13 protein-coding genes and 2 tRNA genes are annotated in these 15,609 nt (G+C 39.6%); 7 read left to right on the top strand and 8 right to left on the bottom strand.

The window, feature by feature from the left end; genetic code table 11:
• The first annotated feature begins 1 nt into the window (after window position 1).
• The 3 genes from Q8W26_RS05430 (at window position 2) to Q8W26_RS05420 (ending at window position 631) form a co-directional block, all read left to right on the top strand.
• Window positions 2–337, top strand: coding sequence for a hypothetical protein (locus tag Q8W26_RS05430; protein WP_305472630.1), 336 nt, complete (start codon window positions 2–4; stop codon window positions 335–337).
• A gap of 92 nt (window positions 338–429) precedes the next feature.
• Window positions 430–521 (top strand) — tRNA-Ser (locus Q8W26_RS05425).
• A 33-nt stretch (window positions 522–554) separates the two neighbouring features.
• Window positions 555–631 (top strand) — tRNA-Arg (locus Q8W26_RS05420).
• Window positions 632–934: 303 nt separating this feature from the next.
• Here the strand turns inward: Q8W26_RS05420 and Q8W26_RS05415 are convergent.
• On the bottom strand, window positions 935–1,960 hold the full coding sequence (locus tag Q8W26_RS05415) for a GGDEF domain-containing protein (protein WP_101213875.1): 1,026 nt from the start codon (window positions 1,958–1,960) through the stop codon (window positions 935–937).
• Window positions 1,961–2,421: 461 nt separating this feature from the next.
• Between Q8W26_RS05415 and Q8W26_RS05410 the strand changes: the two genes are divergently transcribed.
• Both Q8W26_RS05410 and Q8W26_RS05405 read left to right on the top strand, forming a co-directional pair.
• Entirely contained in the window at window positions 2,422–2,685 is a 264-nt protein-coding gene (locus Q8W26_RS05410; protein WP_305472628.1) for a DUF4212 domain-containing protein, read from the top strand.
• Window positions 2,686–2,701: 16 nt separating this feature from the next.
• Window positions 2,702–4,405 (top strand): sodium:solute symporter family protein, encoded by a 1,704-nt coding sequence (locus tag Q8W26_RS05405; RefSeq protein ID WP_101213873.1) that lies wholly within the window; start codon window positions 2,702–2,704, stop codon window positions 4,403–4,405.
• Between the two features lie 528 nt (window positions 4,406–4,933).
• Here the strand turns inward: Q8W26_RS05405 and Q8W26_RS05400 are convergent.
• The 5 genes from Q8W26_RS05400 to rlmD all read right to left on the bottom strand — a co-directional run bounded on the left by Q8W26_RS05400 (window position 4,934) and on the right by rlmD (window position 9,962).
• Window positions 4,934–5,284: a ribbon-helix-helix protein, CopG family gene (locus tag Q8W26_RS05400; protein WP_305472626.1), complete on the bottom strand. Its 351-nt coding sequence runs from the start codon at window positions 5,282–5,284 to the stop codon at window positions 4,934–4,936.
• Entirely contained in the window at window positions 5,271–5,939 is a 669-nt protein-coding gene (locus Q8W26_RS05395; RefSeq protein WP_305472624.1) for an AAA family ATPase, read from the bottom strand. Before Q8W26_RS05395 ends, Q8W26_RS05400 begins: the two co-directional genes overlap by 14 nt.
• A gap of 40 nt (window positions 5,940–5,979) precedes the next feature.
• Entirely contained in the window at window positions 5,980–6,288 is a 309-nt protein-coding gene (locus Q8W26_RS05390; RefSeq protein WP_101213870.1) for a PilZ domain-containing protein, read from the bottom strand.
• An 89-nt stretch (window positions 6,289–6,377) separates the two neighbouring features.
• The gene (gene relA / locus Q8W26_RS05385; protein ID WP_305472622.1) at window positions 6,378–8,555 is read right to left on the bottom strand and encodes a GTP diphosphokinase; all 2,178 of its coding nucleotides are present in this window, start codon (window positions 8,553–8,555) and stop codon (window positions 6,378–6,380) included.
• Between the two features lie 33 nt (window positions 8,556–8,588).
• On the bottom strand, window positions 8,589–9,962 hold the full coding sequence (gene rlmD, locus Q8W26_RS05380) for a 23S rRNA (uracil(1939)-C(5))-methyltransferase RlmD (protein WP_305472620.1): 1,374 nt from the start codon (window positions 9,960–9,962) through the stop codon (window positions 8,589–8,591).
• Between the two features lie 130 nt (window positions 9,963–10,092).
• Between rlmD and barA the strand changes: the two genes are divergently transcribed.
• Window positions 10,093–12,861, top strand: coding sequence for a two-component sensor histidine kinase BarA (gene barA, locus Q8W26_RS05375; protein WP_305472618.1), 2,769 nt, complete (start codon window positions 10,093–10,095; stop codon window positions 12,859–12,861).
• Window positions 12,862–13,443: a YjaG family protein gene (locus Q8W26_RS05370; RefSeq protein WP_101213866.1), complete on the top strand. Its 582-nt coding sequence runs from the start codon at window positions 12,862–12,864 to the stop codon at window positions 13,441–13,443.
• 124 nt (window positions 13,444–13,567) lie between these two features.
• Here the strand turns inward: Q8W26_RS05370 and yeiP are convergent, their stop codons facing one another.
• Window positions 13,568–14,134: an elongation factor P-like protein YeiP gene (yeiP, locus tag Q8W26_RS05365; protein ID WP_305472615.1), complete on the bottom strand. Its 567-nt coding sequence runs from the start codon at window positions 14,132–14,134 to the stop codon at window positions 13,568–13,570.
• 94 nt (window positions 14,135–14,228) lie between these two features.
• Window positions 14,229–15,569 carry a sodium-dependent transporter gene (locus Q8W26_RS05360; RefSeq protein WP_305472613.1) on the bottom strand — a complete coding sequence of 447 codons (1,341 nt, stop codon included), beginning with the start codon at window positions 15,567–15,569 and terminating at the stop codon, window positions 14,229–14,231.
• Window positions 15,570–15,609 lie beyond the last annotated feature (40 nt).

The following is a 15,609-nucleotide window of genomic DNA, read 5'->3' as shown; positions in this document are numbered from 1 at the left end:
TATGTTCACTTTTTCCGAAAAACAAACCGCTCTACAGCAAGTAGCAAAACATTATGCCTGTAAGATCGATTGTAGCGAACTAATACAATTGTTTGATACTAAGCTTGAGTGCAGTGATGCTGAGCAAGCATTAACATTATGTACGAGCTTTCAAACCCTAATTGACGTTGCTATGGATGACCCTGATAAGTCGCAAGTGTTTGAGCCGGGGCAAAACTTCGAAGCCTTATTGTTTCAATTATTCAACTTATTCTATAACTACATGCTTAAACAAGGCTTTGAATCGCAGTGGCAGCAAGCTTCAGATCAAGCTGTTTCGCAAAATAACCAACAATAAATGAGCAACCAACACCATTCTGATTACTTTGCAAGCAGTTGAAAAAAATAGTGTTGACATTTTTTATCAAGTCTTTAATATGCAGCGTCAACGGAGAGGTGGCCGAGTGGCCGAAGGCGCTCCCCTGCTAAGGGAGTATGGGCTTTAAATCCCATCGAGGGTTCGAATCCCTCCTTCTCCGCCATTTATTTTATTAGAAATAAATGGGATATGATGCGCGCATGTAGCTCAGCTGGATAGAGTACCTGGCTACGAACCAGGCGGTCGGAGGTTCGACTCCTTCCATGCGCGCCATTTTATTTATCTAACTCCCCTTGTTTATCGGCACCTTCAAACGCTACTTATTCCATTATCTCTTGTTAGTATCAAATTACTAAATCGCTATTTGTCATCTTGACTCGTCTTTCTTCAAAAGTTATTGCAACTCATTGATAGTGATATCGAATATCAACATAACGTAACTATTATCCAATTGAGCCGTCAAAAGTAATCAGGTAATTAGTGGACATGGCATAAGTTCAGATATAAAAAAACCGCTCAATAGAATGAACGGTTTTAAGACTGCGAAAAATAATCAGCCAATTAGTAGCATTGATATTAGCATGCAAGTTTTACTTGATTGCGACCAGCATCCTTGGCGGCATATAGCGCCTGATCTGCGCGTTCTATCACTTGAGCCAGTACTTCCTTACCTTTTGCTTCTGCAACACCAAATGAGGCCGTTACAGGCGCAATTTTTTGCCCTGTTCTTTTATTTGTAAATGGAACACTTTCTAACTTAGCACGTAATTTCTCAGCCATGGCTTGTGCAGCATTAATTGAGGCAGAGGGGCATAAAACAGCAAACTCTTCTCCGCCAAGGCGAACTGGGACACTCGGCTCTTTACACATATCTTTTAGTAAGTGACCGACAAATTTTAGGATTTGATCACCCATTAAATGACCATGTGTATCATTAAACACTTTAAACTTATCAATATCCATCATAATAAGAGTCATGTTTTCATTACTAGCATCGCTTTCAAAGCGCTGGTATATATCTTCAAATACACGTCGATTATACAAACCCGTCAGCGGATCAGTACTCGCTTGCTGCTTACTCGATTCAAGTTGTTGCTTAAGCGATTGTATTTCAGCTTGTGCGCTGGTCATCTGCTGCTGAAGTTGTTGGTGGGTATCACAGATTGCCGTCGCATTTTGACTCAATTTATCTAATAAAGGCGATAAGGTGACAGCGTCACTGTGGCTGTCTAACTCTGTGATATTTTGCTTTAATGCGTCAGCGAAGCCCTCACTTTGCTTAGCGCTTTCATCAATTGTCTCTGACAAATCACTCACCAGATGAACTAAGGCTTGCCCGAACTTTTCAACTTCAGCGCTCCCATTACGACTTAATTGGCTAATGTGCTCTAAAAAAAGTGCTTCGCCCGTTGCTGGAGGGCAAGTTCCAAAGCGCTCAATAGTATGATCCAACTCTTTATTCAAATTTGGAAATGCTTTGGAAAAATAGCTATACCATAAAGTATAATTAAGTGGATTAGGGACAATATTATGTTTAATCATTTTAGGCACTGCTTGCCTAAGAAAATCAGCTGCCTGATTTGAGTTTTCTGAGAATTTCATCTAGAGCCTACAGTATGGACTAAATACAGATTAATATTCAAATATCAATCGATTGTACAAATTGATACATCATCATTCATTATTTTCACAGCTATACTAAAAGCTATATAGACCAATTAGCACCGTCCAATAGAACTAAATATATAGAATAAACCATACTTAAAGACTAGTTTGATATAAATCCTACTACATTGACGCCAAGCCACCTCATTAATCGCTCATTTTTCACACAAACCCTTATGTTAACTATGGTCAAACCAGTTATTTGTAAATAAAAAGTTAACAGCCATCAGAAACATTAACAAACCCTTAATACGTAAGGGTTTGAACTATATTATGAGGCCATTAGTACCATAGGATATAACCAATTTTAGACTAAGGTCTTGATTTCATGCCGCCTTGTCACTGCTAGATTGTTCAAGGTAACTCCAACATAACTATTAAACAAAGGGGGAAGTTATATGAGTTTCGAAAGTAAAGAGCAGGCGGACAGTTACTGGAAAGAGAACTTAAGCATAATGCTCAAATTATTGGCAGTTTGGTTTGCGGTGTCTTATGGCTGTGGCATCTTATTTATTGACGTATTAAATGAAATTACTTTTATGGGCTTTAAGCTAGGCTTCTGGTTTGCTCAGCAAGGTTCCATGTATGTCTTCATAGCGCTAATCTTCATCTATGTTAAGCAGATGAATACTTTAGACAAAAAATACAACGTAGAAGAATAATAATAGGAGTATTAATATGGATGTACAAATCTTAACGTACATTATCGTTGGTTTAACGTTCGCGTTATACATCGGTATTGCAATTTGGGCCCGCGCTGGCTCAACTAAAGAGTTTTATGTAGCGGGTGGTGGTGTACCACCAGTAATGAATGGTATGGCAACGGCAGCCGATTGGATGTCAGCGGCCTCATTCATTTCATTAGCAGGTATCGTTTCTTTCACTGGTTCTGACGGTTCAGTTTATCTGATGGGTTGGACAGGTGGTTATGTACTACTTGCTCTTTGTATGGTTCCTTACTTACGTAAATTTGGTAAGTTCACGGTTCCAGACTTCATCGGTGATCGTTATTACTCAGATAAAGCACGTATCGTTGCGGTAATCTGTGCGATTTTCATCTGTTTCACATACATCGCTGGTCAAATGCGTGGTGTAGGTGTTGTATTCTCTCGCTTCTTAGAAGTAGAAATCGAAACAGGCGTTGTGATCGGTATGGCAGTAGTATTCTTCTACGCTGTATTAGGTGGTATGAAAGGTATTACTTACACGCAAGTAGCACAATACTGTGTTCTTATCTTCGCTTTCATGGTTCCAGCAATCTTCATCTCGGTAATGATGACTGGTAACTTAATTCCACAACTTGGTTTTGGTAGTGAAATGGTTGACGGTTCAGGCTATCTTTTAGATAAACTTGATGGTCTATCTGAAGAACTCGGCTTTGGTGCTTATACCGAAGGGCGGAAATCAACCCTTGATGTATTCTGTATTACAGGTGCTCTAATGGTTGGTACTGCGGGTCTACCACACGTAATCGTACGTTTCTTTACTGTACCTAAAGTTAAAGATTCACGTATCTCTGCGGGTTGGACTTTAATCTTCATCGGTATCATGTACACAACTATTCCAGCATTAGCTTCTTTCGCTCGTGTAAACATGATTGAAACTATCAATGGTCCAGAAATGACAGGTACAGCTTACGCTGAAGCGCCAAGCTGGATTAAGAACTGGGAAAAAACTGGTTTAATTAAGTTTGATGATAAGAATGGCGACGGTAAAATGTTCTACTCTGGCGATGAGCGTAATGAGATGAAGATTGACCGTGACATTATGGTACTTGCTAACCCAGAGATTGCTGACTTACCAGCATGGGTTATCGCTCTTGTAGCAGCAGGTGGTCTAGCAGCAGCGCTCTCAACCTCTGCCGGCTTACTACTTGTAATCTCTACATCGGTATCACATGACTTAATGAAGAAAACCCTTAAACCTGACATCTCGGATAAAACTGAGCTCCTGTACGCTCGTGTAGCAGCAGCAGTTGGTATTGTCTTCGCAGGTTACTTCGGAATCAACCCACCAGGCTTCGTGGCCGCGGTTGTTGCCTTTGCCTTCGGTCTAGCAGCTTCATCGCTATTCCCAGCAATTATCATGGGTATCTTCAATAAGAAGATGAATAAAGAAGGTGCAATTGCAGGTATGGTTGTAGGTCTAGTATTCACTGCTTCTTACATCATCTACTTCAAGTTCGTAAACCCAGCGGCTAATACTGCTGATAACTGGTTGTTCGGTATATCTCCAGAAGGTATCGGTACTATTGGTATGCTTGTAAACTTCGCAACAGCATTTACTGTAGCTAAATTAACAAGTGAAGTACCACAAGATGTACAAGATATGGTTGATGCAATTCGTTTCCCTAAAGGGTCTGGCGAAGCACACGATCACTAATCAAGATTTCTTGATAAATTAAATAACCGCCTTCGGGCGGTTTTTTTATGCGTCAAACAATCATCGTCAACTTTAGCAATTTCGTTAATCTAGTCGTTGGCTCCATAACATGATTAAACAGATTAAAGCACAGGTTCTACGTTCTAACTAAGTTAAGTACCGACAACCATGTCGGTAAGGCATTTTTTATGCGTATAGAGTTATCTACATCGATAATAAGTAACTTAACTATCATTGATTTAACCCAAAACAGATGATAAACCCAATGCTTGCAGAACGACGCTGTTGTGGCAGGCAATACTATTACCGCTTAAAGCCCTCGAGAGCGCATCGAACAATAAGTAAGATCCTTTAACAAGATAAACTACACGTTAACTAATAGCACATTGCTCTAATAGAAAAAGAAGTTAGTAAGGAACAATAAATTGAGCAGGATACATAACGGGCTGAAGGTGATCATTGAGGTGAGGTGAGGTAAGGTGAGGTGAGGTAAGGTGAAATAATATCGAAGTTTTAAAGAGTTAGGTTTTAATCTAAATCCTCATCAGGGCTAATATTTTTGATTGAGACACTCCCCTGCTCTTTGATTTGTTTTACCATCATACGGATAAGCTTAGATTTATTAACACCACTTTCTTGCGCTAGTTCTCCAAGTTGAGCAATACACTGCTCACTTAATGAAAACGTTGCGTGCCTAGTTCGTTTTTTAGTGCTTTTTTTACAATCAGAGCCAGCAGAGGTTGGTTGGTTCAGCTCCTCTGGCCGACTGATATTAGGCTCACCTTTACTGTAGGCTTGCGCATCATCAATAAAGTCTTCTACGGTTAATTTTTTCCGTTTTTTTTGAGGTTTTTTCTTTTTAAGATCAGCTAAACTCATAACTATTATCCGGTTGCATTGCCAACATCTCTTCGGCAATAGCAATAATCTCATTGCCAGCTTTCCCCTGGGGATCTAATTCTAATACTGACTTGCCATCTTCCTCGCTATCATCATAAATATTACGACTATAAGTGATCGCATCTAAGACGTTTATACCGTAGGATTTACAGACTTCTTTAGCTTCTAAAATCCTTCCAGCCTGATTAGGCAATGAGGGGCATTGAGTCATGACAAAGGAAGCATTCATTTTAGGGTTGACCATTTTACATGTCGAAAGGACATCTTCCATGTGAGGTACGGTCTTAATATCCCGACGCTTTGGTCGAAGTGGTATTAGTACGTGGTCAGCAACAGACATTGAAGCGCGCAAGGCTAAGTTATCCTGTCCACCGCAATCAATGAGAAGGAAGTCATAATTACGCTCCAAACTAATCAGATCATTGCGTATTTTTCCGTAAAGTTGAATACAATTGATTTGAGGTAGACTCTCATCACTATTTCTCGCTTGAATCCAGTCAGAGGTTGTCCGTTGCGGATCACAATCTACCATTAACACAGAAGCCTTTTTAATAGAGGCTAGGTAAACTGCTATATTCTGCGCCAAACAGCTTTTACCGCTACCGCCCTTTTCGCCGCCAATCAAAATAATCATAAGCGTTCCTTAGTTATCACTGAAAGTGTTCGACATTGATTTATTTGATAAATGACATGCCAACATGATAGCTTCCATCACGCAGTTTATGGCAACGAAGTATAATCGCACTGCGTTTGGGGCTCTTCGAGTCGTGAGGATTAAACTGAACCTCAACTTCATCATCAAGTTGAAACTCCACGTCAATACTCACTGCAATTCCGCCACTTGATACATCAATGCACACAACGCTTTGACTATGTTGCTCACCTTGACTATCACGCCAATAAATTGCAACTAATTCACTCTCCATGTCAAGGCGGAGTGATTGACGTCTTTCTTGTGGATTTACAGAGCTATTATTGTTCATATATCATCCGTTACACTAAAAACAATGTTGTTCATTCATTTTAATGTAACGGACTGTGGTGACAATTTCCAGTATAATTTTTAGGCTACTTATCCTCTTTTAACCTCAAATATCCCCTCAACCGAGGATAGTTTTGCTAATAAACGACTCAACACTTCTTGACCAGGCACCTCAAGGGTTAATCCTATTGTTGCAATTTGAGTCGATTCATTGGTTCGAGTGTTCATTCCCAAAAGACTGACTTTATCATTAGCGATAATTGCAGAAATATCACGAATTAATCCCGTGCGATCATTAGCGAATAACGTCACCTCTAGCGAATAACCCGCTGATGAATCACTACCCCAATGCACTTCAACGTTACGCTCTGGGTGTTTTGTTAATAACTGTTTTAACTGCTCACAATCACGGCGATGAATCGATATTCCTTTACCTTGAGAGATGAAACCATCAATGTCATCACCAGGTATTGGCTGACAACACTTAGCCATATGAGTTAATAAATTGCCAACGCCTTCAACGACCACCTCACTTTTATTTTTAGTATTAGTTAAGGTTGTACGCTTGAGCACTGGCTCCGGTGGTTCTTCGGACTTAATTAACTGTGATTGGATATAATTAACCAGTGCATTAATCCTGACATCACCACAGCCAACGGCAGCGACTAAATCATCAAAGTTATTAAAGTTGTATTTTTGAACCGCTATCTGTGCATCAGAAAGCTTTAAACCAAGGTTAGTGAGCTCATTTTCTAAGACTTCGCGCCCAGCGACTAAGTTTTTATCTCGATCTTGTTGCTTAAAGAAATGCTGTATCTTTGAGCGTGAACGTGATGAAAAAACATAACCCAGTCTGGGGTTTAACCAATCTCGTTTAGGGTTAGGTTCTTTAGCAGTAAGAATTTCAACTTGTTCACCAGTTTGAAGCTTATAAGTAAAAGGGACAATGCGATCATTAATTTTTGCGCCGATACAGCGATGACCCACTTGTGAGTGAATATAATAAGCAAAGTCTAACGGTGTACACCCAGCCGGCATATCAATCACTTCACCCGTTGGCGTATAAACGTAGATGCGGTCATCAAAGACTTGTGAGCGGATTTCTTCAGCTAAGTTTCCGCTGTCTTTAACATCATCTTGCCAAGCAAGAATCTTACGCAGCCATTCGATTTTACTTTCAAATGAGCTGCCTTTAGTTGCTCCACTCCCTTCTTTGTAGCGCCAATGGGCAGCAACGCCCATTTCTGCATCTTGATGCATCTGTTCTGTTCGAATTTGCACCTCGACCGTGCGCCCTTCTGGGCCAACAACAATACTGTGTATTGATTGATAGCCATTAGGCTTAGGGTTGGCTACATAGTCAGAGAACTCACTCGGGACGTGATGCCATAATGTATGTAGTGTACCTAATGCACCATAACAATCTTGAATCTCGTCAACAACGACTCTAATGGCTCTAACATCAAACAGCTGCTCAAACTCAATATTTTTATTATCCATCTTTTTCCAGATGGAGTAGATATGTTTTGGCCGACCGTAGACATTGGCTGAAATACCATCATCATTGAGTTTTCGTTTTAAGTGCTCAACGAAGTGGGCAATATATGATTCTCGTTCTAAGCGTTTTTGGTCCAATAAGCTGGCAATTTTTTTATAAGTTTTTGGGTGAAGATAACGAAACGAAATATCCTCTAACTCCCACTTTAGCTGCCCAATACCCAAACGGTTTGCTAATGGTGCGTAAATATCTGCAATTTCACGCGCAGCCAGTACCCTAACTTCCTCATCTTCGTTCTTAATATCACGTAGATATGCCACACGTTCGGCCAGTTTAATAATAACAGCTCGAACATCAGCCACCATAGCCATTAGCATCCGGCGTAAGTTATCAACTTGTACCCCTGAAAGGTTTCGACCTCGAACATGCAATGTTTTGATTGCAGCCATTTCATTAACATTACGAAGTAAGGCAAAGACACCTTTACTGGTTAATTGCTCGACTTCTTCTTGATCGAGCAACTCCAATTCGAACCATGGGAATATCAACGCGGCTTTTAGAGTATCAAGATCCATATGCATCGATTGCAAAATTTCAGCCATTTCCCTAGCTTTTATCATTAACGCTGCATTTTCTTGTACACAAGCTGATTCTAGCTGAAGATATAATGCCCTCAGATGCTTCGCCTGTGCTTTATCTAAACCAAATTTCGTTACCCATTGATCTAAATCGAAGTCACCTGCTAAGTGACCTTCCCTAACTGCTACCATTAACTATCCTTTATCTTGATTAGCGCAAAAACCTTAGCGACCAAACGTTTTCTTTTTCTTTGGTGCTTTTTTCTTACCTTTAACAAACAATGCCATTGATTCGACATGGCCAGTGTGTGGAAACATATCCATCACACAGATTTTTTCTAACTGATAACCTTGCTCTATAATAACTTTACTATCGCGTTCAAGTGAAGCCGGTTCGCAAGAAACATAAACAATATGTTGTGGCTGTAATTGCGATAGCTGCTTACAGATTTCCATAGCACCGTCACGCGCAGGGTCCAGTAGAATTTTATCAACCTTCTTACGTAACTTATCACCAAACCACTGTTGTTCACTTAAAGGCTCAGCCAAATTACTATGATAAAAAACACAATTAGCTAATCCGGCTTGCTCGGCGTTTGATTGAGCTTGCTCAACCATCGCTTTAACACCTTCAACACCAACCACCAACTGAGCTTGCTTTGCAATGGCTAAGCTAAAATTACCAACACCACAAAACAAATCAAGCACTTTGTCAGTCGGCTTTACGTTAAGCCATTCGACAGCTCTATTAACCATGGTCTGATTTACTTGATCATTAACTTGAATAAAGTTACCTGCACTAAACCCAATCTTCATTTCATTAAGAGAATAATATAAAGCGCCTTTCTTAGCTGGTGATAGCCAGCTAAATTTATTATCGTTTTCTTCTAGTAAAATGGTTAACTGATGCTTTTGTTCAAAGGTTTTTAATTTTATAACATCAGCAGTACTTGGCGAGTTTAAACATCTAAAAATAACCACGTTGGCATTATCAGCAGCAATGCACTCTAAATGACCAATACTTGCACGAATATCAAGTTGATCAATTAAGTCTCTAAACTCATTGAATAGCGTATCAAAGGGTTTTACAAATACATCACATTGCGATATTTGAACTAAATCGTTACTACCACTTTGGCGAAAACCAAGACGGAGATTGGTATTTTTCTCAACATAAACACCAATGCGACCTCGGCGGCGATAATGCCAATCTGGAGAAGCAATCGGTGTTGCCCATTGTTTAGTACTGACAAGGTTGTTTAGCCGCTCTGCAAGAGCCTGCTGCTTATAGCTAAGTTGCTCACCTGGTGATAGGTACTGAACTTGACAGCCACCACAATCTTCAAAATGTTGACATAACGCACTAATTCGCTGCTCACTGACTTTCGTTATTTCAATCAACTCAGCACTCGCATAGTTTTTATGTTCGTGATTCACTTGGATCACAACTTCTTCATTGGGCAAAGTACTTGGTACAAATACCACTTTTTGATCGATGTAAGCCATTCCTTGTAATTTTAAGTCGAGTTTCTCGATAGTTACATTCTGCTGCTTTCTGATTTTTTTTATCTTATTTTTGGGACTGTAAAACTTTGCCATATGCTTGAAACTACTTAGATACTCAATTAAATTTAGATTACAAAATCATGGCTAAATGCTATGATATTTTCTTTATTATACTGACGTCATGTTAACCGTCAGTTTTAAGACAGAGGCTATTTTCCCACAAATGAATCATTCAGCCAATTACAGTCTTCGCTCTTGGGTCATAATTCTTACATTAACCCCGACAATCCTTGTTAGTCTAATGTTGGGCGGCTTTTTTACTTTCAGTTTATTTGACGAATTAGAAAACTCTCTTGACAAGCAAGGGATTAATATTATTTCCCCACTAGCAATCTCTGCTGAGCACAATTTAAAAAACAACCAGCGTGCAGAGCTCAAAAGCCTTATCGAACGTATGCATCGATTTCATTCACCTTTAGTAAATTCTATTTCCGTATACAACGAGTCTAAAGCTCTTTATGTTGCGAGTAATTACAATGAACAGCTTGCCAATTTTAAGCAAGCACCAGACAATAAGTTAATTAATGTTCAGTATTTTGATGATTTCATCCTCGTATCCAGTGCCATTACGGTTGAAGACGCCGATCCAGCCAGTTTCACTCAAACCACAAAAACACTGGGCTATTTGGTTATTCAACTCAATAACCACACCACACTACTTGAGCAGCATCGCATCGGTGTCACTACCTTCATCATCATCCTATTGGGCATTCAATTAAACCTATTTTTTACGTTTCGTTTAATTAGCCACGTGACAAACCCAATTGGTGAAATGGTCCGTGCAATTACAAAAATAAGAGAAGGAAAATTAGACACTCGCTTACATGGTCAACTAATCGGTGAAATGGATATTTTAAAGCGAGGTATCAATTCTATGGGCACCTCATTAAAAGAATACCAAGATAAAATGCAACATAACATTGATCATGCAACCAGTGAACTGCGTGAAACGATGGAACAAATCGAAATAAAAAATGTTGAATTAGATATTGCGAATAAAAAAGCTCAAGAAGGCAACCGAATAAAGTCTGAATTTTTAGCAAATATGTCGCATGAACTAAGAACCCCACTTAACGGGGTGATTGGTCTCACTCAACAGTTGTTGAAAACACAGCTATTACCTAATCAAGTGGATTACTTACAAACAATCGAGAAGTCTGCTCAAGGTTTGTTCAATATTATTAAGGATATTCTGGATTTCTCTAAGTTGGAAGCCGGTAAGCTTTACCTTGATAACTCGCCGTTTAGCCTAAGAGAAAACATCGATAATATCAGTGAAATACTAGCAACAAGTGCTCACGAAAAAAATATTAATTTTTTCATTGATATCAAGCCACAGACAGTCGACAACCTCACCGGGGATCATCAACGCTTTCAGCAAATACTAATCAACTTGATCGGCAATGCCATAAAATTCACTAAAGAAGGTTCGGTTCGACTCAATATTCACTCCCATGAACTCTCTAGTAATGTGCACCAAATATTCTTTGAAGTAATTGACACTGGTATCGGAATCGAGGCAGAACAGCTTCCCCGCTTATTTAATGCATTTGCCCAAGCCGATAGTAGTATTAGTCGCAAATATGGTGGCAGTGGATTAGGCCTCGTCATCACCAAACGATTAATCGAGGAAATGGGCGGAGAAATATCGTGCGTCAGTGAAGCTGGGATCGGTTCAAAGTTTTACAGTCATATTGTTCTTGAAGAAAGTAACAGTAAACCCAACTTCTACATCAACGCCAATATCAAAAAATCAATCCAGTTGTTTTACTCTAACGATGAGCACTTAGAGATTTTGACGCAACAACTCAATCACTGGAACTGTCATGTGGATAGTTTTAATGTGCTACAGAATTGGCAACAAGCAAGTCAGCATAACTATTATGATTGTACCCTTATAAGCTACGATGGTCCCTATGACGATTTGACCCCGTTAAAACAATTGATTAATGCAACAAAAAATAATTCGAACGTTATCGTATTGATCAATACCAACGATCTCATTATTCACCAAAAAGTCATTGCATTAGGGGTCGATTATTGTTTGATAACCCCAACAAGCTGCATAAGGCTTTATAACAGTATTGAAAAAATACAGGCACTCACACCTCAATCGCGACCTAAAAAGCATAATAGTCAGTATGCAAATAAACGAGTGCTTGTGGTTGATGATAATGAGGCAAACCTCAAGCTAATCACAACTATATTGCAGGATAAGGTGGGTAGTTTAGTCCAAGCTAGCAATGGCCAAGAAGCCGTAGATAGCTGTAAAGCGACTAAATTTGATATTATTTTTATGGATATTCAGATGCCTGTACTTGATGGGTTGCAAGCAACAGCTATCATCAGAAAACATGGCATCAACCAATTAGTGCCTATCATTGCAACTACCGCTCACGCTTTAGAAGAAGAAAAACAAGATTGGTTAAATATGGGGATGGATGACTTCTTAACCAAACCGTTAAAAGAGCAAACGATTGATCAAATCCTTAAACATTGGCTTGAAACATCTCATATAACCCGTTCGGTCATTCACTCTTACCAATTAAACGATAATGAAACAGTGACCGAACTCGACGACAACCATATTTCATGGGACGCATCACTTGAGCAAGCGATGGGCAAAGAAGACTTAGCGTACGATATGTTACAGATGCTCATCGACAGTATCCCAGCGAATATTTCTAGTATAGAGAAGGCCATCGGAGCGCAGCAACGCGATGAACTCTTAAAAATAATTCACAAGCTCCACGGTGCTTGCTGTTATACTGGCGTTCCTCAATTAAAACGTTTAGCAGCGTCAATCGAAACGGCCTTAAAGCAGAATGTCGACATTGCAGATATTGAACCTGAACTATTAGAAATTCTAGATGAATTACAATTAGTTGCCACAATCGGTGGCACTTACCTAAAACAAAGAGTGATAGAATAAATGAGTAAGCAACCCGGCTTTTTCACCCGGATAAAAAACCTAAGCTTCGAGCAGCAATTAACGTTCGCTAATGTACTGAGCGAACGTATGTTACCAAACTATCGATTATTTAGTGACAGTGTCAATTATGGTAATCCACAAGTCTTAGCAACCATTGTTGACTTAATCTGGCAAAAACTCGCTAAGCAATCAGTGAAGTTAAACTTAGAGGTGCAACAGAACAAACTAAGTGAACAGATTCCAGAAACTCAAGAGTTTGATTGTTTTGGGGTTATCCCAGCCATTGATTGCTCTATGGCAATTAATACGATGTTAGTGGCCTTAGAACAGAAATTAGATGAAGATCTAATTAACATCAGTAAATTGTCTAGCTCAACTGTTGCAAGCTATATAACAGCAATGGAAGGTGATATAAGCGACGAGGCAACATTCGCACATGAAATGATGGTCGAAGAAAAAGCACTGCAGCAGTATTTACTTGAGCGAATTGAAGAAAATCCTAAGTTAACACCAGGCTTTCTTAAAGAATTACGCCAAGAATTTAAAGGTTTTGGCGTTAGTAATATTGGTATTGAATATTAAGCTAAGGCAAGTTGTTCAACTTTATACAAAAAGAGCTAATCGACGTTAGCTCTTTTTTGTTTATTCTAATGCCATTTGTTTACCCCATGTAGAATAACCAGAGTATTAACGGCAATAGTCTAATTTAAGCGCGTCCCATGAACTTCTTGTCAGTGGTGTTAACTTTGACTTTTTCACCCGTCGCAATGTACTCAGGTACTTGAATCACTAGCCCCGATGCCAATGTTGCAGGTTTAGTACGAGCACTAGCTGAAGCACCTTTTATTGACGGATCAGTCTCAACTATCTCCAAATCAACACTTGCCGGAAGATCAATGCCCACTGGCGTACCACTGACAAGCACCACATTTAACCCTTGTGTGTTTTCGTCTATGAACAAAACCTGCTCAGCAATTGCTTCCTTGTTGAGGTTATATGGTGTGTAGTCCTCAGAGTCCATAAATACAACTTCATCACCATCAGTGTAAGATAAAACAGCTTCACGGCGCGTTAGATCAGCTAAGGTAAGCATATCGACATCTTTAAAGGTTTCATCAACCTTTGAACCTGTAACAACATCATACATACGCATACGGTATAAACTCCCACCGGCGCGACCTTGTGGCACAGAGCGCTCGATATCACGGATAATATACACACCGTTGTTATATTCTATTGCGGTATTTTTTTTAACATCACTCGCTTTTGGCATAGCTTTTTCCTTTTGTTTCTTACCGTGCGTGTCGCACGGGTACTATTGTTATAAATTTTACATCAGCCAAAAAGAGGTCGATGTAAAGGTAGGTTTAAGAACCTATTAATGCATTAATAAACATGACGATGATAAATACTGGGCAAACAAATCGGACATACCATGGCCAGATCTTCCAAAATAGGCTTTGCTCAGCTTCAGGATACCCTTTCTTGATTTCGGCTAAAGCATGGTCACGATGCCACACCCAACCGGCAAATAAGCAAAAGAACAACCCTAGTACAGGCTGGCTGTATTGCGTTGTTACCATAATGACCAAGCCAAATAACCAATCAAAGTTAAAGACAATGGTTAGGCTTAATAGCGTAATCAAACCACCAATCACCCAACTCGCTTTTTTACGCGCTACACCATGACTTTCGACAACATAAGCAACAGGTACCTCCAATAGCGAAATTGAAGAAGTGAGTCCAGCCAATGACATTAATAGGAAAAACAAGAAAGCAACAAACTGACCAATATCTCCCATCTGCTCAAATAGTGCTGGTAATACGTTAAAGATCAACGTATCACCATTAATTAACGCGCCCTGCTTGTCAAAAATTTCAACCCCGTGATGAGCAGCAATATACATAACAGGAATAATAAGCAGACCTGCGATAAACGCTAAACCAACATCAATGAGAGTGACCCAAGCCCCTACTTTAACAATATTCTCTTTGCTTGATAAATAGGAGCCGTAAATAAGCATACAACCCACACCTAATGATAATGAAAAAAAGGCTTGCCCTAGTGCACTAATAATTAAGCCACCTTTAAATACTAAGGAAAAATCAGGTACTAAATAATGCGTTAAGCCTTTCATTGCGCCGGGCAAGGTCAACATATAAGCAATCAGCAGTAATAATATCGCAATTAATGCAGGCATCATTCGTTTTGACCAACGTTCAATGCCGCTACTCACACCTTGAGCAATAATTAGAATAGTCGCGACCATAAACAGCAAAGTGAAAATAATATTTCGCTCTAGAGAAAAGTCCGTAAGCCAATGACTATCTACGACAAGGCTAGCTATTGGTGCTAAAGAAAATGAAAACAACCACCCTGCAATAATTGCGTAAAAGCTTAAAATCACAGCGACAGTTAATAGCCCTGTTAAGCCTACTAAACGACCAAACTGCTTTAGTATCGGCTTATCAGTTAACTCAGGAAGTGCTTTTACGGCATTTGCTCGGGCTGAGCGCCCTACAATCATTTCAGCCATCAAGGCTGGATATGCTAAACAAAAAGCGAGTATCAAATAGACTAATACAAACGCTGCACCACCATTACTCGCCACTTGAGTTGGAAAGCCCCAAATATTCCCTAAACCAACCGCTGCACCAGCTGCAGCCATAATAAAGCCGATTTTCGAACTAAATTGTCCTCGTTCCACGTTACACCTTAAAATGTTAGAAATCAGAGTATAAAAAAAG

It is taken from the genome of Psychrobium sp. 1_MG-2023 (assembly GCF_030689115.1).
In the GTDB taxonomy this organism is placed as follows: Bacteria; Pseudomonadota; Gammaproteobacteria; order Enterobacterales; family Psychrobiaceae; genus Psychrobium.
The sequence above is the reverse complement of the archived record's forward strand: the minus strand, read 5'-3'. Positions and strand labels throughout refer to the sequence as shown.

Bases quoted from the DNA above. Each gene is read 5' to 3' on its own strand.
- Q8W26_RS05430 (WP_305472630.1), top strand. From the start codon at position 2: ATGTTCACTTTTTCCGAAAAACAAACCGCTCTACAGCAAGTAGCAAAA.
- Q8W26_RS05415 (WP_101213875.1), bottom strand. From the start codon at position 1,960: ATGAAATTCTCAGAAAACTCAAATCAGGCAGCTGATTTTCTTAGGCAA.
- Q8W26_RS05410 (WP_305472628.1), top strand. From the start codon at position 2,422: ATGAGTTTCGAAAGTAAAGAGCAGGCGGACAGTTACTGGAAAGAGAAC.
- Q8W26_RS05405 (WP_101213873.1), top strand. From the start codon at position 2,702: ATGGATGTACAAATCTTAACGTACATTATCGTTGGTTTAACGTTCGCG.
- Q8W26_RS05400 (WP_305472626.1), bottom strand. From the start codon at position 5,284: ATGAGTTTAGCTGATCTTAAAAAGAAAAAACCTCAAAAAAAACGGAAA.
- Q8W26_RS05395 (WP_305472624.1), bottom strand. From the start codon at position 5,939: ATGATTATTTTGATTGGCGGCGAAAAGGGCGGTAGCGGTAAAAGCTGT.
- Q8W26_RS05390 (WP_101213870.1), bottom strand. From the start codon at position 6,288: ATGAACAATAATAGCTCTGTAAATCCACAAGAAAGACGTCAATCACTC.
- relA (WP_305472622.1), bottom strand. From the start codon at position 8,555: ATGGTAGCAGTTAGGGAAGGTCACTTAGCAGGTGACTTCGATTTAGAT.
- rlmD (WP_305472620.1), bottom strand. From the start codon at position 9,962: ATGGCAAAGTTTTACAGTCCCAAAAATAAGATAAAAAAAATCAGAAAG.
- barA (WP_305472618.1), top strand. From the start codon at position 10,093: ATGAATCATTCAGCCAATTACAGTCTTCGCTCTTGGGTCATAATTCTT.
- Q8W26_RS05370 (WP_101213866.1), top strand. From the start codon at position 12,862: ATGAGTAAGCAACCCGGCTTTTTCACCCGGATAAAAAACCTAAGCTTC.
- yeiP (WP_305472615.1), bottom strand. From the start codon at position 14,134: ATGCCAAAAGCGAGTGATGTTAAAAAAAATACCGCAATAGAATATAAC.